The organism is Herbaspirillum sp., from assembly GCF_035644555.1.
Lineage (GTDB): Bacteria > Pseudomonadota > Gammaproteobacteria > Burkholderiales > Burkholderiaceae_D > Herbaspirillum.
Window position 1 is genome coordinate 109,514 of record NZ_DASQOH010000078.1, and the last position, 16,645, is coordinate 126,158.

Genomic DNA, 16,645 nt, shown 5'->3' on the forward strand with positions numbered 1-16,645 from the left:
CTCTTACCGCAGACTGCCCTGCGTCGTTACCGTCACGCTTCAGGCAGGTGCCGTGGCGTTGGGGGTGACGTCGCCGGGACGATTGTTGTCCGAGGACGACTTCTTGGCCGGCACACCGTTGCGCGGAGGACGCGGTTCGTCACCGTTCATGATGTCGTTGACCTGATCGGCGTCCAGGGTTTCCCATTCCAGCAGGGCCTTGGCCATGACATCGACCTTGTCGCGATGTTCTTCCAGCAGGCGGCGGGCCAGCGCATATTGCTCGTCCAGGATGCTGCGGATTTCCGCATCCACCTTTTGCTGGGTGGCTTCGGATACGGTCTTGGAAGACATGCGGCCAAAGTAGGCGTCCTGTTCCGAATCTTCATACACCATGGTACCCAGGGTGACGGACATGCCATAGCGGGTCACCATCGCACGGGCCAGCTTGGTGGCACGCTCGAAGTCGTTGGAAGCGCCGGTGGACATCTGGTGCATGAAGATTTCTTCAGCAATACGACCACCGAACAGGATCGAGATCTCTTCCAGCATCTTGTCCTTGTACATGTTCACGCGGTCATGTTCCGGCAGTTGCCAGGTCAGGCCCAGTGCGTAACCACGCGGCATGATGGTGACCTTGTGCACTGGATCGGCCTTGGGCAGCAGCTTGGCGACCACGGCGTGGCCGGACTCGTGGTAGGCGGTGTTGCGACGTTCTTCTTCGCGCATCACGGCCGACTTGCGTTCCGGACCCATGACGATCTTGTCCTTGGCATCTTCGAAGTCCTGCATCTCAACCAGACGCTTGTTGCGACGGGCCGCAAACAGGGCTGCTTCATTGACCAGGTTGGCCAGGTCGGCACCGGAGAAGCCGGGGGTACCACGGGCCAGGATATCGGCCTTGACGTCCGGAGCGATGGGCACCTTGCGCATGTGGACGTACAGGATCTGTTCGCGACCACGGATATCGGGCAGGCCGACCATCACCTGGCGATCGAAGCGACCCGGACGCAGCAGCGCCTTGTCCAGCACGTCGGCACGGTTGGTGGCGGCGATCACGATGACGCCGGAATTGGCTTCAAAGCCGTCCATCTCCACCAGCATCTGGTTCAGGGTCTGTTCACGTTCGTCGTTACCGCCGCCCATGCCGGCACCGCGATGGCGACCGACGGCGTCGATTTCATCGATGAAGATGATGCAGGGAGCATGCTTTTTGGCGTTTTCGAACATGTCGCGCACGCGGGATGCACCCACGCCGACGAACATTTCCACGAAGTCGGAACCCGAAATGGTGAAGAACGGCACCTTGGCTTCGCCCGCGATGGCGCGCGCCAGCAGGGTCTTACCGGTACCCGGGGGACCGACCATCAGCACACCGTGGGGAATGCGGCCACCCAGCTTCTGGAACTTGGTCGGATCACGCAGGAACTCGACCAGCTCCTGCACTTCTTCCTTGGCTTCGTCGCAACCGGCGACGTCGGCGAAGGTGACGGAATTGCTGTTCTCATCCAGCATGCGGGCCTTGGACTTGCCGAAGGAGAAGGCACCGCCCTTGCCACCGCCCTGCATCTGGCGCATGAAGAAGATCCAGACACCGATCAGCAACAGCATCGGGAACCACGAAATGAAGATCTGCGACAGGAAGGACTGCTCTTCCGGCTGACGCACGTCGAACTTCACGCCATTGTTGAGCAGGTCACCGACCAGGCCACGATCCAGGATGGTGGTCGCGGTCTTGACCTTGGTGCCGTCCTGGGTGGTGGCGATGATGTTGCGATCCTCGATGGTCGCATCCTTGATGTGACCGGCCTTGACCTCGGAGATGAAGTCCGAATACGCGATCGGCTTGGCGTTGGTTGCCATGCTGCGGCTGTCGAACTGTTTGAATACCATAAACAGCACGAGCGCGATGACCACCCATATGGCAGCCTTGGAAAACATATTGTTCACTGGAACTCCTCCGACGCCTGGGCGCCACGTTGCCTTTGTATTGTCCGATTTTACCCGGATTCAACCACCCTTACACAGAAAACCGCCGTCCGCCTTGCGCTGCCGTGCCATCGCGCAACGCACAATTGCCTCGCATGCGCAGCACCACAGTTGCTTCGTTGCCATTTCATTAATTCCGCAATAGCAGGAACAGCAGATGTCTGTCCGCCCACATCACCGGAACTCGCGCGCGGACGATTTCCATTGGTCGATATAGGGTTGAAAGCAGGCAAAACAAGGCAGGAAAATTCAGTATTTGGTCAGAAACACTGTAGATCTTGCACCGAACATCCTGCAGCAGACCGCTTTTGCATCAAATCCTGCCGATTCAGTGGCTCGGATTCTTCAGGATCTTTCCCAGAAGAAATATTTCCGAGGACTTGTCACGGCTGGCCTTGGGCTTTTTGGACATCACGGTCTTGAACTCGGCCCGGAATTTGTGCACCAGCTCGTTGTATCCGGTCCCATTGAAACACTTGACCAGCAAGGAGCCGCCAGGTTTCATGTGCAACTGGGCAAATTCGATGGCCAGGTCGATCAGGTACTCCACCCGCGCTGCGTCGGCAATGGCCACGCCCGACAGGTTGGGCGCCATGTCCGACAGCACGAGGTCGACCTTGCGGCCGTCCAGCAGCGCTTCCAGCTGGCGCACCGGTTCATCTTCGCGGAAGTCGCCCTGGATGTAGTGAACGTCCGCAATCGGATCCATCGGCAGGATGTCCAGACCGATGATGGTGCCATGGATGCCGCCACCCTCGGCGCCGGCCAGCTTGTTGCGTACGTACTGGCACCAGCTCCCGGGCGTGCAGCCGAGATCGACGATGACCTGACCGGGCTTGATCAGGCGTTCTTCCTCGTCGATTTCCTTGAGCTTGTAGGCGGCGCGCGCACGATAACCCTCCTTTTGTGCAAGCTTCACATAAGGATCGTTGATATGGTCGTGCAACCAGTTTTTGTTCAGTTTGTTCTTTGCCATTCGCGTAGAATACTGGTTTTATCTCATTGAGGGACAACTTGGCGCCGCCGAGACCTCGTCCCGAACCTGCATTCCCATGTTGACATTGACTCCCGCCGAGCGCAGCGAACTGCGCGCCCAGGCCCATGCCTTGAACCCCGTCGTGATGGTGGGCGAAAGCGGCCTGTCCGAATCCGTGATGAAGGAAATCGACAAGAGCCTCGATGCCCACGGCCTGATCAAGGTTCGCGTCTTCGGCGACGACCGCGAAGCGCGCATTGCGATCTACGAAACCATCTGCGCCGAGCTCAAGGCCGCACCGGTACAGCACATCGGCAAGCTGCTGGTCCTGTATCGCCCGCAAAAGGACGATGCCAAGAAAACCGCCGCCGGCGCCAAGGGCGGCCTGCGCGAAGTGACCATCGTCAAGTCGCACGCCACCAAGCGCCCTTCAGTGAGCAAGGTCATGCTCAAGGGCAATGAACGCATCACCGCCGGCGGCCTGGTCAAGAAGGCCAAGCCGCGCCAGCGCAGCACCAAGAAGTCGCTGGGCTGATCCGCCGCGACCGGCCTTCTTCGAAGGCCAAGAAAACAGAATGCCCGCTGATGCGGGCATTTTCATTTCCGGCTCGTCGGACTTGCAGGCAACTCATACGGACGGATCTCACAGACGGATCAAGCCGATCGCTACGACACCCGCCCCGCTTGCTTTTTCACGGGGCCGCGCCATCACGCCACGTCAGACGTAGCGCACTTCCAGGATTTCATATTCTTTCAGACCCGACGGGGCTTCCACGGCCACCACGTCACCGGCGCTCTTGCCGATCAGGGCACGGGCGATGGGCGAGGTCACGGACACCTTGGATTCCTTGATGTCGGCTTCGTCCAGACCGACGATCTGGTAGGTCACCTTCTCGCCGCTGTCCAGGTTTTCCAGGTCCACGGTGGAGGCGAAAACCACCCGGCCCTCCGCGTTCAGTTCGGCCGGATCGACGATCTGGGCCGCGCCCAGCTTGCCTTCCAGGTCGGCGATGCGGCCTTCGATGAAGGCTTGACGTTCCTTGGCCGACTCATATTCGGCATTTTCGGACAGGTCGCCCTGCGCGCGCGCTTCGGCGATCGCATTGATGACTTCAGGGCGGTCTTTGGTTTTCAAACGGTGCAATTCTTCCTTCAGAAGTTCGGCGCCACGCTTGGTAAGGGGAACTGTGCTCATAAGTCTCTTGCTCAAGGTTAGGGGTACACGGAAGACGCATCCAAGGTCCGCCGGCCGATGAACACGCAAAAGCACACCATTGCCGCCAACTTGGCGGACAAGCGTCGTCTTTACGGGAACAGTCTGGCTGGTGAACGGACCGTTGCTGCAGGATTCCGTCAGCTCTTCAACAACACGCGCTCCTGACTCAGAGCCGCTAAGGACATGACGCCAGGCGGTTGCCGATGGCGGGATGGCGTCATGTCCTTAGCGTCCCCGGACGGCGCTGCCCTGCAACATTGAACATGTTGTGGCCGCAGGGTGTCGTCCAAAAGTCAGAGAGGGCATCGATTGCTCAGATGCCCTCTTAGCTTGTCGGCGTCAACTACAGCCGACAAAGTAACGTGTTGTGGGTTTAGTGTATAGCTTTATGCAGGCCTTGTAAATCGTAGACGTCCAAGGACTCCAGATGGCGCATGCCCTCCACTGCCGCTTCGGCACCGGCGATGGTGGTGAAGGTGGTCACGCGCGCCGCCAGTGCCGAGGTACGGATCGCTCCGGAGTCGGCGATGGCGTTGCGCTTTTCTTCAACGGTGTTCACCACCAGGGCGATCTCGTTGTTCTTGACCATGTCCACGATGTGCGGACGACCTTCGACCACCTTGTTGACGGTGGCAACAGGGATACCGGCAGCACTGATGGCCGCCGCCGTGCCCTTGGTGGCGACGATGGAGAAGCCCAGCGCGACCAGGTCACGCGCTACTTGCACGGCACGCGGCTTGTCGCTGTTCTTCACCGACAGGAAGACCTTGCCCGAGGTCGGCAGCTTCACGCCGGCGCCCATCTGCGACTTCACGAAGGCTTCGCCGAAGGTCTTGCCCACACCCATGACTTCACCGGTGGACTTCATCTCGGGGCCGAGGATGGTGTCCACGCCGGGGAACTTCACGAACGGGAAGACGGCTTCCTTCACGCTGTAGTACGGCGGCACCACTTCGTTCTTGATGCCCTGGCTGTCCAGCGACTGGCCGACCATGCAGCGTGCCGCAATCTTGGCCAGTTGCAGGCCGGTGGCCTTGGAGACGAAGGGCACGGTACGCGATGCACGCGGATTCACTTCCAGCACGAAGACGGTATCGACGGTCTTGCCATCGACTTCGCTTTGCTGGATGGCGAACTGCACGTTCATCAGACCGACCACGTTCAGGCCCTTGGCCATCAGCGCGGTCTGGCGCTTCAGTTCTTCGATGGTGTCCTTGGACAGCGAATACGGCGGCAGCGAGCAAGCCGAGTCACCCGAGTGCACGCCGGCCTGTTCGATGTGTTCCATCACGCCGCCGATGAAGGTGCGTTCACCGTCGGAGAGGCAGTCCACATCGACTTCGATGGCGTCGTTCAGGAAGCGATCCAGCAGCACCGGCGAATCGTGAGAAACCTTGACGGCTTCGCGCATGTAGCGCTCCAGGTCACGCTGCTCGTGGACGATTTCCATGGCGCGGCCACCCAGCACGTAGGACGGGCGGACCACCAGCGGATAGCCGATTTCCTGCGCCAGTTGCAGCGCGTCGGCTTCGGTACGGGCGGTACGGTTGGGCGGCTGACGCAGGCCCAGGTCCTGCAGCAGCTTCTGGAAACGCTCGCGGTCTTCGGCGGCGTCGATCATGTCCGGCGAGGTGCCGACGATGGGCACGCCATTGGCTTCCAGATCCAGCGCCAGCTTCAGCGGGGTCTGGCCGCCGTACTGGACGATCACGCCGACCGGCTTTTCCTTGTCGACGATTTCCAGCACGTCTTCCAGCGTCACCGGCTCGAAGTACAGGCGATCGGAGGTGTCGTAGTCGGTCGAGACGGTTTCCGGGTTGCAGTTGACCATGATGGTTTCGTAACCATCGTCACGCATGGCCAGCGCGGCATGCACGCAGCAATAGTCGAACTCGATGCCCTGGCCGATACGGTTCGGACCACCGCCCAGCACCATGATCTTCTTCTTGTCGGTCGGATTGGATTCGCACTCTTCGTCGTAGGTCGAATACATGTAGGCGGTATTGGTCGAGAACTCGCCCGCGCAGGTATCGACGCGCTTGAAGACCGGACGCACGCCCAGCTTCTTGCGCTGTTCGCGCACGGCGGTGTCGGTGGTCTTCAACAGCTTGGCCAGGCGGCGATCCGAGAAGCCCTTCTGCTTCAGCTGGAACAGGGTGGCCTTGTCCAGCGCTTCCAGGGACGCTTCCTTTTCCAGCCACAATTCGATGTCGACGATTTCCTTGATCTGCGACAGGAACCACGGGTCGATGTGGGTCAGGCCATGTACTTCTTCCAGCGAGAAGCCTTGCGCGAAGGCGTCGCCCACGTACCAGATGCGGTCCGGACCGGGCTCGCCCAGTTCCTTCTCGATCAGTTCGCGGTCGGTGGTCTTCTCGTTCATGCCGTCCACGCCGACTTCCAGGCCGCGCAGGGCCTTCTGGAAGGATTCCTGGAAGGTACGGCCGATGGCCATCACTTCACCCACCGACTTCATCTGGGTGGTCAGGTGCTTGTCGGCCTGCGGGAATTTCTCGAAGGTGAAGCGCGGGATCTTGGTCACGACATAGTCGATCGACGGCTCGAAGGACGCCGGGGTGGCACCACCGGTGATCTCGTTGCGCAGTTCGTCCAGAGTGAAGCCCACGGCCAGCTTGGCGGCGATCTTGGCGATCGGGAAGCCGGTGGCCTTGGAGGCCAGTGCCGACGAACGCGACACGCGCGGGTTCATCTCGATGACGATCATGCGGCCATCGGCCGGGTTGACCGAGAACTGCACGTTGGAGCCGCCGGTATCCACACCGATCTCACGCAGCACCGCCAGCGAGGCGTTACGCATGATCTGGTATTCCTTGTCGGTCAGCGTCTGCGCCGGTGCCACGGTGATGGAGTCACCGGTGTGCACGCCCATGGGGTCCAGGTTTTCAATCGAGCAGACGATGATGCAGTTGTCCGCCTTGTCGCGGACCACTTCCATTTCGTATTCCTTCCAGCCGATCAGGGATTCCTCGATCAGCAGTTCGGACGTCGGCGAAGCCTCCAGGCCGCGCTTGCAGATGGTCTCGAATTCTTCGGCGTTGTAGGCGATGCCGCCGCCGGTGCCGCCCATGGTGAAGGACGGACGGATGATGACCGGGAAGCCGATGGTCTTCTGCACCGCCCACGATTCTTCCATCGTGTGCGATACGCCCGAACGGGCCGAGCCCAGGCCGATCTTGGTCATGGCCTGCTTGAACTTGGAGCGGTCCTCGGCCTTGTCGATGGCTTCCGGGGTGGCGCCGATCAGTTCGACCTTGTACTTGTCCAGCACGCCATGGCGGTGCAGGTCCAGCGCACAGTTCAGCGCGGTCTGGCCGCCCATGGTCGGCAGGATGGCGTCCGGCTTTTCCTTGGCGATGATGCGCTCCACCGCTTGCCAGGTGATCGGCTCAATGTAGGTGGCGTCCGCCATTTCCGGGTCGGTCATGATGGTGGCCGGGTTGCTGTTGACCAGGATGACCTTGAAACCTTCTTCGCGCAGGGCCTTGCAGGCCTGGGCGCCGGAATAGTCGAATTCGCAGGCCTGGCCGATGATGATCGGGCCAGCGCCAATGATCAGGATGCTTTTGATGTCAGTACGCTTAGGCATTTTGTTTCTTCTCCATCATCGCCACGAACTTGTCGAACAGGGGAGCGATGTCATGCGGTCCAGGGGATGCTTCGGGGTGGCCCTGGAAGCAGAAAGCAGGTTTGTCGGTACGCTCGAAGCCTTGCAGCGAACCGTCGAACAGCGACACGTGGGTCACGCGGCAGTTGGCCGGCAGAGTCGCCTGGTCCACGGCGAAACCGTGGTTCTGCGAGGTGATCATCACCTGCTTGGAATCCAGGTCCTGCACCGGGTGGTTGGCACCGTGGTGGCCGAACTTCATCTTCAGGGTCTTGGCGCCCGAGGCCAGGGCCATGATCTGGTGACCCAGGCAGATGCCGAAGGTCGGGATGCCGCGCTCGATCAGCTCCTTGGAGGCAGCGATGGCGTAATCACAGGGTTCCGGATCGCCAGGACCGTTGGAGAGGAAGATGCCGTCCGGGTTCAGGGCCAGCGCCTCGGCGGCGGTGGCTTGCGCGGGCAGCACGGTGACCTTGCAGCCGCGCTCGGCCAGCATGCGCAGGATGTTGAACTTGACGCCGTAGTCGAAGGCGACCACGTGGAATTTCGGGGTGATCTGCTGACCATAGCCGCGACCCAGACGCCATTCGGTCTCGGTCCAGTTGTAGGCCTTCTTGGTGGAGACCACCTTGGCCAGGTCCATGCCGGCCAGGCCAGGGAAGGCGCGTGCCAGTTCCAGTGCCTTGGCGGTGGCGACCGCGACATCAAACGAAGAAGCGGCTTCACCAGCCACGATGGCGCCGTTCTGGGCGCCCTTCTCGCGCAGGATGCGGGTCAGCTTGCGGGTATCGATGCCGGCGATGGCGACGATGTTGCCTTCTTTCAGGTAATCCGACAGGGATTGCTGGCTGCGGAAGTTCGACAGCAGGCGCGGCAGGTCCTTGATGATCAGGCCGGCAGCGTGGATCTGCGAGGCTTCCACGTCTTCACGGTTCACGCCCGTGTTGCCGATGTGCGGATAGGTAAGGGTGACGATCTGGCGATTGTAGCTGGGGTCGGTCAGGATTTCCTGGTAGCCGGTCATCGCGGTATTGAACACGACCTCACCGGTGGTGTTGCCTGCGGCGCCGATGGAAAAACCTTGGAAGACAGACCCGTCTGCGAGCGCGAGGACGGCCGGAATCGCGGGACCGGAAAGAAGAGGCAGCAAGGGTAACTCCTGAGATTGTTACCGCCGCGGCTGGATGACCGGTAGACCTTTGCGCGCCAAACCGACCGGCGCGAACACCCCGACTCATTCGGTACGGGAGCGTGGCAGGGCCTGTTGGGAACGAGGAAGAGGAATGGGTATGCGCTACGGCGGATAAAATTGGCTAAACCGCTCAATTATAGCGCAAGAGCCTCCCTCCGGCAAATCGTAGATCGCCGAAAGTTGCCGCAAGTTGCACCGAAATGGTGTGCAAAAAGACGGGAACGCCGGCGGGCTGGGCCGCCGGCGCGGGACAGGCTTACAGGCCCAGGGCGGCGATACCGGCCTTGGCGATCTGCACGTCTTCCGAAGACTTCACACCGGAAACGCCAACGGCGCCCACGTAGTGACCGTCGACCACGACCGGCACGCCACCTTCGAGCAGGCCATCCAGGCCGGGAGCGCTCAGGAAGGAGACGCGGCCGTTGTTGATCATGTCTTCATAGATCTTGCTTTCGCGGCGACCCAGGGCGGCGGTGCGCGCCTTGGCCGGGGCGATCTGCGAGGAAATCGGGGCGGCGCCATCCATGCGCTGCAGCCACAGCAGGTGGCCGCCATCATCGACCACCGAGATGGCCACGTTCCAGTTGTTGGCGCGGGCTTCGGCTTCGGCGCCGGCAGCGATCTTCTTCACGTCGTCCAGCGACAGAAACGGTTTGGTTTGCATGTTTGCTCCGATAGGCTTGAAAAATCGAACGCAGATTGTAAGGCCATAAAGTCGTTTTGACACCCCGTCCCGGCAAACTCGTCCATATGCTCTGCATGAATCATTTTCAGCAGACCGGCGGTGCCCTTGCCCCTTCCTTGCATTCCCGTCATGCGGGAATGCATCTTCTCATCCGCAAATCATTTACGGAAAATTTTTCTCGGGGCCGCGTAGGAAAAACCCCTACGGGGAAAAGCGGCCAGACACCCCGTTTTTACCCCCAAAATCATTGCAGACTGACAAGCTGGCACGAATCCAGCTTTTGACAAGCCGTAAGATTTACCTTACAGTCCCGCAATCCTATTTTGAGAGGATCCCGATGACCCTACGCCGATCTGACCGCATCCGACGACAAACCGCTCGCGCGTGCGCGCTCGCAGCCGGCCTTTGGATCTGTGCATCGGCTCATTCCGCTGACCTTTCCCTGGCAGCGCAGGATCTTCCCCCTCCCCAAGCCACTTCCCCGCAAGCCCAGCAGCTGATCAGCAAGACCAATCTTGCGATCGCCCGCCTGCAAGACATCACCAACCGCGCTTCCGAACTGGCCACCCAGGCCCTGGCCATGCTGGGCATCAATTACCGCTACGGCGGCAATTCGCCCGATACCGGCCTGGACTGCAGCGGCCTGGTGCGCTACGTCTTCAAGGAAGCATGGGGCACCGACCTGCCGCGTACCTCGCTGGAAATCAGCCGCGTGGGCGAAAAGATCGGCCGCGACAATCTGCAGCCTGGCGACCTGGTGTTCTACAACACCCTGCGCCGCGGCTTCTCGCACGTGGGCATCTACCTGGGCGATGGCAAGTTCATCCATTCCCCTTCGGCCGGTGGCCAGGTGCGTATCGAGAGCATGGACGAGTCCTACTGGAAGAAGCGCTTCAATGGTGCGCGCCGCATCATGGCGGGCGAAGAAGAGCAGAAATAAGCACCAGGACGGTGCATCCGCATACGATATAAACGATTTAGTCAGGACCAGCAAAATGGCCGCCGGAGAACTCCAGCGGCCATTTTTGTTTCCTGCGTGAAATGCGAACGCTCAGTTGCCCGTCGCCATCAGCTTCAGCTTGCGCTTGATCTCGGGCATGGCCGCCGTAGCCGCCTGCTCGCCCGCCAGGATGGCCACGTTGCGGCTGGCGAAGTCGCTGCCCTTCATGGCCCCCAGACCCGGGGTGAGCACGATGTCGGCATTCTTCAGTTCATACTGGTTGATGGTCTGGCCCATGATGGCAAAGGTCTGCAACAGCACATCGATGGAACTGCTGGAGGCCGCCTGCGCCTCGGGATTGGCCGAGATGTTGACCGCGATCACGAAGTCTGCCCCCATCTGCCGCGCAAAGCGCACCGGCACGGGGGACACCAGCCCGCCATCGACATAGGTATGGTCACCGATCTTCACCGACTGGAACACCCCCGGCACCGCCGACGAGGCCCGCACCGCGACGCCCGCATTGCCGCGCTGGAACAGGATGGGCTGGCCGCTGCGCAGGTCGGTGGCGACCGCGCCGAAGGGGATCTTAAATTTCTCGATGGGAACGTTGTGGACCGCCTTGTTCACGTAGTTCTGCACCCCCTCCCCCTTGATCACTCCACTGACCTTGGCGAACAGTGGCACCGACCAGTCCGAGATGGAGGCTTCGTCCATGGACATCGCCAGCTTCTGCAAGGCAAAGCCATCGTTGCCGGCCGCATAGAGCGCACCCACCAGGCTGCCGGCGCTGGTACCGGCCACCACGTCCACCGTGATGCCCTGCGCCTCCAGCGCCTTGATCACGCCGATATGCGCAAACCCGCGCGCGGCGCCGCCGCCCAGGGCCAGGCCAATCTTGATCTTGCGCGGCGTGGCCGCTACCGGCGTCACGCTGCTGGCGGCATTGGTGTCCCCCGCCGTGGGCGAGGCGCTGCCCGGCATCCAGGACGTGGTCCCGCAGGCCGACAGGAGAACAGTGGAAGCGACGGCGAGAGCCGCCAGACGGAAGGAAGAGCAGAAGCGCATGACATCCGGAAGCAAGGGCGAAGCCCGACATTGTACTGCAAGCCCTCGCGCCGACCGCAGGCGGCCACGGGCGGTGGTGTAGAATGCGCCCCCGGCTTCCGATCTGTCAGGCAAGGCTGCACCCCATGAATATCGTCATCAACGAAGAACTGAAGAAGTACATCGATCCCCTCACCCCCAACGAATACGCGGCGCTGGAACGCAGCCTGCTGGCCGAAGGCTGCCGCGACGCGCTGGTACTGTGGGGCGAGGTGCTCATCGATGGTCACAACCGTTACGAAATCTGCTGCAAGTACGAGCTGCCGTTCAAGACGGTGCAGAACGACAGCTTCCAGTCACTGGAAGACGTGCTGCTGTGGATGATCGATAACCAGCTCGGCCGCCGCAGCGTCTCCGACTTCCAGCGCGGCATGCTGGCTCTGCGCAAGCGCGACATCATCGCCGCCCGCACCAGGGCCGAAGCCACGCCGGCCAAATCGGGCACCAGCGACGACGGCAGCACCGCCGACCCCGCCACGAACAACGAGAATGCCCCGGCCGGCGATGCCCCCTGGCATGCCGACGACGATACCGGCCGCATCAAGACCCGCGAAGACATCGCCCGTGCCGCCGGCATCAGCAGCGCCACCATCGGCCAGATCGACCGCATCCGCAAGACCGCCGCCCCGGAACTGGTGGAGGCCGTGCGCAGCGGTACCATTTCCATCAATGCCGCTGCTGCCGTGGCGACCCTGCCCAGCGAAGCGCAGGTGAGCGCTGTGGCCGGTGGCAAGAAGGAACTGCGCGAAGCCGCCAAGAAAGTGCGCGAACAGAAGGCCGCCACCCGTACCCCGCGCGCGCCCCGGGCCGAGGAAGCCCTGCCCGATGCGGCCATTCCCCTGGTCGAAGGCCAGGAAAACGAACTGACCGCCACCCTGCGCCGCGAAATCGCCGGCCTGCAGGCCCGCGTGGCCCGCCTGTCCGAAGAGAACCAGGGCTTGCGTGCCGAACTGGCCCTGCTCAAGGGCGCGGATCGACAACCCGGCTGAACCACCGTCGCATGGCCACCTTCACCATCGCCCAGCGGGTCGAGATCGAACTGGAGATCCGCAAGAGCCGCTTCATCGGCATCGTCCAGTCGGTCGCGGGACGCGAAGCCGCCATGCAGGAAATCGCCCGCATGCGCGAAGCCCATCGCAGTGCCACCCACGTATGCTGGGCGCTGATGGCTGGCGGCCAGTCCGGCATGTCCGACGACGGCGAGCCCTCCGGTACCGCCGGCCGCCCCATGCTGGAAGTGCTGCGCCATCACGAACTGGATGGTGTGCTGGCCATGGTGGTGCGCTACTACGGTGGGGTAAAGCTGGGGGCCGGCGGCCTGGTGCGCGCCTATACCGACGCCATTGCCAGCGCCCTCAAACAAACCGAACGCACCGAACGTGTGGCCCAGGCAGAGATCGAGATCGGCGTGGTCTATGCGGCCGAACCGCAACTGCGCCACTGGCTGGCGCAGCAAAAGTACCAACTGCTGGACAGCCGCCACGACACCCTGGCCCACCTCCACCTGCGCTTGCCCGAGTCCGCGCTGGCTCAAGCGGAAGAAGCGATCCGCCGGCTCTCCTCGAACGCCGAGATCAAGCGCATCATCTGATCCATGCGCGCCCGCAGTGCGGCATCGGGACGACGCGACCACAGCATGTCGAACTCCGCCACCAGCAGGTGGTAGTCGATCTCGCTCGGCGGCTGCACGGCAGGACAGCGGCACTCACTGCCCGCCATACGTCACCAGCCGGCGCGTGAGGACGACGGCCACCGCCGGCGCCAGCGCAAAACATCCAAACAGTACCCAGGCCGCCTGACGCGCTCCCCCGCCCCCACCCGGCAGACCCAGCCCGGCCTGGTTGGCGACCAGCCCGGCCAGCGCGGCGCCCATGGCCATGGCATACAGCTGCACGGTGGTGATGGCGGCCGAGGCCAGGTTTTCTTCACCGGGCGCGGCCGCCTGCATGGCCCGCGCCACCAGATGCGGCCAACCGATGCCAATGCCCAGCCCGGTGGCGGCCAGCGCCAGCACGATCAGCGCCTCGACCAGCCTGGCAGCGGCCGGCAGCACCGCCGGCAACAGTATGGCCAGGCACAGCAGGCCCAGCAGCATCAGCCACGGCCCCAGGCGGATCATGCGGGCTGCCGTCGCCGCGTTGCGCCCCGACCCGAGCAGCGAACCCAGGCTCCAGCCGCCGGCCATGGCCGCCGTCGCGTATCCGGCCGCCAGTGGTGCATAGCCATGCAGGGTCTGGAGGAAGTAGGGCACGAAAATTTCCACGCAACTGGCCAGCACCAGCAGCGCAATGCAGGCGAAGGCGCATCCCATTACGGTAGAGAGCCGGTAGCCATCGCGCGGCAACAGGCGGATGCGATGGCGCAGGTCGATGCGCGCCACCCACAGGCCCAGCAGCGCGCCGCCCAGCACCCAGGCCGTCGCGCTCCAGGAATGATCGGTCTGCGCCGCCAGCGCCACCAGCAAGACCGACAGCGCCAGTAGCAGGATGCGCCCCAGCGGCATGGCCTGGCTTTCATCGGACTGCGCACGCACGCGGCGCGGCCCCAGTTGCCACAGCACCAGCGCGGCCTGCAGCAGCAACAGCGGCAGCAAGGCAAAGAACGCCAGCCGCCAGTGCCCGTCGGCCGCGAACAGCCCACCCACCGCCGGCCCCAGCAATGTGGAGATGCCCCACATGCCGGACACCAGCGCGATGGCACGCGACCACAGCCGCTGCGCGAACACCAGCGGAATCAGCGCATAGCCCAGCGAAGCCAGCAGCCCGCCGCCGATGCCCTGCACCGCCCGCCTGGCCAGCATCCAGCCCATGCCGCCGGCCGCCGCACACAGCATGGCGCCGGCCGCGAACACCGCCAGCGCCAGCAGATATGTGCCGCGCGCGCCCAGGCGCGTCAGCAGCTTGCCGGTCAGGGTGGACCCGATGATGGAAGTGACCACGAATAAAGTCACGTTCCACGCGTAATAATCGAGTCCGCCAATATCACGTACCACCGAGGGCAGGATGGTAGTGACGATGTGCACGTTGATCGCGTGCAAGGCCACGCCGCCGGTCAGCGCCACGGCGCACCAGCCATGGCGGCGGCCCAGCAATTCGCCCCAGCTGGCCACGCTGGCAGCTACGGCGGCGCAGGAAGAGGAAGAAGAAGTGGTCATGTGATTTCCTTCATGCAATGCCGCGGACAATCGCTGATCGACTTTTGGCCGCGGCCGGTCTATTATCCAAGAATACACTTGCTTAATTAATTGCATCGTAAATCGAAACCATCCATTTAACAAGTAAACACTTGGAAAATATGCAGAACCCGATACCGCACCCTGCCCAGGGTGACCCCAGCACCGCCGACCGCATCCTGCTGCGCTTGAAGACGCGCGGACCGGCCGCCGCCAGCGAACTGGCCGGGGAACTGGAGATGACCGCCGAAGCGGCGCGCCAGCAACTCCAGAAACTGGCCGCCGATGGCCTGATTGCCGGCCGCCAGGCCGCTACCCCCGTGCGGGCCGGCCGCCCGCGTCAGGAATGGGAGCTGACCGCTACGGGACATGCGCGCTTTCCCGATACCCATGCGCAGCTCACGGTGCAATTGATAGGATCGATCCGTCAGCTGTTCGGCCAGCCCGGCCTGGACAAGCTGATCGGCCAGCGTGAAGCGGAGATGGGCGCAGACTACCGGCAACGCTGTGCCGGCCTGCCCTCGCTGTCCAGGAAACTGGAGAAACTGGCCGAGATCCGCAGTGCCGAAGGCTATATGGCGCGTGTGGAAAAACAGGGTAAGGACTGGCTGCTGATCGAAGACCATTGCCCGATCTGCGCCGCCGCCCAGACCTGCCAGGGCTTCTGCCGCTCCGAGCTGCAGCTCTTTGGCGAGGTGCTCGGCGCCGACGCCACCATCAGTCGCGAAGAACACCTGCTGGCCGGCGCACGACGCTGCGTCTACCGCATTCGCCGCCTTGCCCCCGACTGAGGCCGGCAGACATCGCCATCCCTGACGATCTGTGCGAACATCCCCGGCGCCGTGCCGCATCGGGGGATGCCCGCCGGCGACCTGCCACCGCCGCGCTTATTCAAAGGGGAAGCCATGCCACCAGATCAAAGTGATTTCGACCCGGTCCTGTTCATCGCCGACGGTCCCTCGCAAGCCCTGCTCGACCCGAGCCAGTACCCCTACATGTGCAACCGGAACGGCCATGGCCTGCAAAGCCAGACCGTGGTCGGCGAACTCATCACCCTGGCCCAGGAAGCACCGGAACTGGAACGCGGCGCCACCTACCGCGATATCGCCCACTGGCCGCGCAAGATCACGCCCAAGGACTGGCCGGCCTACGAGATCACCGAGTTCGACTTCCGCGTGCCCGAGGTCCGCTACGAACCCCTGCCCGCCACCCCGGAGAATGCCCAGGCCTTCGGCGCCACGCTGCTGCGCAACGGCCAGTGCCTCAGCTTTACCTATCAGGGACTGGTGATGGCCCAGTACACCTACGGCAAATGGGCCGGCTATGAGTCACCCTATCTCGGCGACGGCCGCAGCCGCGAACTGTTGACCTGGAATGCCACCGACCTGGAGTACCACGACTTCGCCCACATCTTTTTCTCGCAGGGTCCCGAACCGCTGGTGATCACGGTGGCGCGCTGGCGCCCCTACGTCAATGAAATCAGCCTGGCCGACCTGTGGGTGGAGCCGGGCGACGCCCTGGTGATTCCGCCCAAGCGCATGGCGCCGCCACCCACCCCGGGCATGAGCGAGGCCCAGAAGCGCCTGCTGGTGGTGGACATGCACAACAACCGCAATTCGGCCCAGGCCTGCCGTCGCTACGACGGCCCGCCCGGCCTGGCCACGGTGACCGTGCTGGCGGACGAACAGGTGATGTCGGCGCCGCTGACCCGGCCTTATTACCATGAGGAAAAGCAGCCCACCTGGCATGGCATGTTGCGTTGAA

At 62.8% G+C, this 16,645-nt stretch carries 14 protein-coding genes; 6 read left to right on the plus strand and 8 right to left on the minus strand.

Going from position 1 to position 16,645, the window contains the following annotated elements; all coding sequences use genetic code 11:
- Window positions 1–39: 39 nt before the first annotated feature.
- Entirely contained in the window at window positions 40–1,929 is a 1,890-nt protein-coding gene (ftsH, locus tag VE092_RS21990) for an ATP-dependent zinc metalloprotease FtsH (protein ID WP_324880035.1), read from the minus strand.
- Window positions 1,930–2,296: 367 nt separating this feature from the next.
- Complete coding sequence (locus VE092_RS21995) at window positions 2,297–2,944, minus strand: RlmE family RNA methyltransferase (protein WP_324880036.1); 648 nt, start codon at window positions 2,942–2,944, stop codon at window positions 2,297–2,299.
- 76 nt (window positions 2,945–3,020) lie between these two features.
- Between VE092_RS21995 and yhbY the strand changes: the two genes are divergently transcribed.
- Window positions 3,021–3,479: a ribosome assembly RNA-binding protein YhbY gene (gene yhbY, locus VE092_RS22000; RefSeq protein ID WP_324880037.1), complete on the plus strand. Its 459-nt coding sequence runs from the start codon at window positions 3,021–3,023 to the stop codon at window positions 3,477–3,479.
- 183 nt (window positions 3,480–3,662) lie between these two features.
- Here yhbY and greA read toward each other — a convergent pair whose 3' ends face one another.
- The 4 genes from greA to VE092_RS22020 all read right to left on the minus strand — a co-directional run bounded on the left by greA (window position 3,663) and on the right by VE092_RS22020 (window position 9,641).
- On the minus strand, window positions 3,663–4,139 hold the full coding sequence (gene greA / locus VE092_RS22005) for a transcription elongation factor GreA (RefSeq protein ID WP_013233401.1): 477 nt from the start codon (window positions 4,137–4,139) through the stop codon (window positions 3,663–3,665).
- 394 nt (window positions 4,140–4,533) lie between these two features.
- Complete coding sequence (gene carB / locus VE092_RS22010; RefSeq protein ID WP_324880038.1) at window positions 4,534–7,767, minus strand: carbamoyl-phosphate synthase large subunit; 3,234 nt, start codon at window positions 7,765–7,767, stop codon at window positions 4,534–4,536.
- Window positions 7,760–8,935 (minus strand): glutamine-hydrolyzing carbamoyl-phosphate synthase small subunit, encoded by a 1,176-nt coding sequence (carA, locus tag VE092_RS22015; protein WP_324880039.1) that lies wholly within the window; start codon window positions 8,933–8,935, stop codon window positions 7,760–7,762. The genes carB and carA overlap by 8 nt, the downstream gene beginning before the upstream one ends.
- A gap of 298 nt (window positions 8,936–9,233) precedes the next feature.
- Window positions 9,234–9,641 carry a GlcG/HbpS family heme-binding protein gene (locus tag VE092_RS22020; protein WP_008326828.1) on the minus strand — a complete coding sequence of 136 codons (408 nt, stop codon included), beginning with the start codon at window positions 9,639–9,641 and terminating at the stop codon, window positions 9,234–9,236.
- A 358-nt stretch (window positions 9,642–9,999) separates the two neighbouring features.
- Here VE092_RS22020 and VE092_RS22025 point away from each other — a divergent pair, with 358 nt between their 5' ends.
- Window positions 10,000–10,602: a C40 family peptidase gene (locus tag VE092_RS22025; protein WP_324880040.1), complete on the plus strand. Its 603-nt coding sequence runs from the start codon at window positions 10,000–10,002 to the stop codon at window positions 10,600–10,602.
- 111 nt (window positions 10,603–10,713) lie between these two features.
- Here VE092_RS22025 and VE092_RS22030 read toward each other — a convergent pair whose 3' ends face one another.
- Window positions 10,714–11,670 carry a patatin-like phospholipase family protein gene (locus VE092_RS22030; RefSeq protein WP_324880041.1) on the minus strand — a complete coding sequence of 319 codons (957 nt, stop codon included), beginning with the start codon at window positions 11,668–11,670 and terminating at the stop codon, window positions 10,714–10,716.
- A 125-nt stretch (window positions 11,671–11,795) separates the two neighbouring features.
- Here VE092_RS22030 and VE092_RS22035 point away from each other — a divergent pair, with 125 nt between their 5' ends.
- Both VE092_RS22035 and VE092_RS22040 read left to right on the plus strand, forming a co-directional pair.
- A complete protein-coding gene (locus VE092_RS22035; RefSeq protein WP_324880042.1) occupies window positions 11,796–12,698 on the plus strand; it encodes a hypothetical protein in 903 nt (300 codons plus the stop codon).
- A gap of 11 nt (window positions 12,699–12,709) precedes the next feature.
- Complete coding sequence (locus tag VE092_RS22040) at window positions 12,710–13,300, plus strand: YigZ family protein (protein ID WP_324880043.1); 591 nt, start codon at window positions 12,710–12,712, stop codon at window positions 13,298–13,300.
- 114 nt (window positions 13,301–13,414) lie between these two features.
- On the opposite strand, the gene VE092_RS22045 is transcribed toward VE092_RS22040, so the two are convergent.
- Window positions 13,415–14,863, minus strand: coding sequence for an MFS transporter (locus VE092_RS22045; protein WP_324880044.1), 1,449 nt, complete (start codon window positions 14,861–14,863; stop codon window positions 13,415–13,417).
- 140 nt (window positions 14,864–15,003) lie between these two features.
- Between VE092_RS22045 and VE092_RS22050 the strand changes: the two genes are divergently transcribed.
- Together VE092_RS22050 and VE092_RS22055 are read left to right on the plus strand one after the other, a co-directional pair.
- Window positions 15,004–15,672 carry a metalloregulator ArsR/SmtB family transcription factor gene (locus tag VE092_RS22050; RefSeq protein WP_324880045.1) on the plus strand — a complete coding sequence of 223 codons (669 nt, stop codon included), beginning with the start codon at window positions 15,004–15,006 and terminating at the stop codon, window positions 15,670–15,672.
- A gap of 114 nt (window positions 15,673–15,786) precedes the next feature.
- A complete protein-coding gene (locus tag VE092_RS22055) occupies window positions 15,787–16,644 on the plus strand; it encodes a hypothetical protein (protein ID WP_324880046.1) in 858 nt (285 codons plus the stop codon).
- The last annotated feature ends 1 nt before the right edge of the window (window position 16,645 follow it).

Coding starts and splice junctions, on each gene's coding strand:
- VE092_RS21995 (WP_324880036.1), bottom strand. CDS start 2,944: ATGGCAAAGAACAAACTGAACAAAAACTGGTTGCACGACCATATCAAC.
- yhbY (WP_324880037.1), top strand. CDS start 3,021: ATGTTGACATTGACTCCCGCCGAGCGCAGCGAACTGCGCGCCCAGGCC.
- greA (WP_013233401.1), bottom strand. CDS start 4,139: ATGAGCACAGTTCCCCTTACCAAGCGTGGCGCCGAACTTCTGAAGGAA.
- carB (WP_324880038.1), bottom strand. CDS start 7,767: ATGCCTAAGCGTACTGACATCAAAAGCATCCTGATCATTGGCGCTGGC.
- VE092_RS22020 (WP_008326828.1), bottom strand. CDS start 9,641: ATGCAAACCAAACCGTTTCTGTCGCTGGACGACGTGAAGAAGATCGCT.
- VE092_RS22025 (WP_324880040.1), top strand. CDS start 10,000: ATGACCCTACGCCGATCTGACCGCATCCGACGACAAACCGCTCGCGCG.
- VE092_RS22030 (WP_324880041.1), bottom strand. CDS start 11,670: ATGCGCTTCTGCTCTTCCTTCCGTCTGGCGGCTCTCGCCGTCGCTTCC.
- VE092_RS22035 (WP_324880042.1), top strand. CDS start 11,796: ATGAATATCGTCATCAACGAAGAACTGAAGAAGTACATCGATCCCCTC.
- VE092_RS22040 (WP_324880043.1), top strand. CDS start 12,710: ATGGCCACCTTCACCATCGCCCAGCGGGTCGAGATCGAACTGGAGATC.
- VE092_RS22045 (WP_324880044.1), bottom strand. CDS start 14,863: ATGACCACTTCTTCTTCCTCTTCCTGCGCCGCCGTAGCTGCCAGCGTG.
- VE092_RS22050 (WP_324880045.1), top strand. CDS start 15,004: ATGCAGAACCCGATACCGCACCCTGCCCAGGGTGACCCCAGCACCGCC.
- VE092_RS22055 (WP_324880046.1), top strand. CDS start 15,787: ATGCCACCAGATCAAAGTGATTTCGACCCGGTCCTGTTCATCGCCGAC.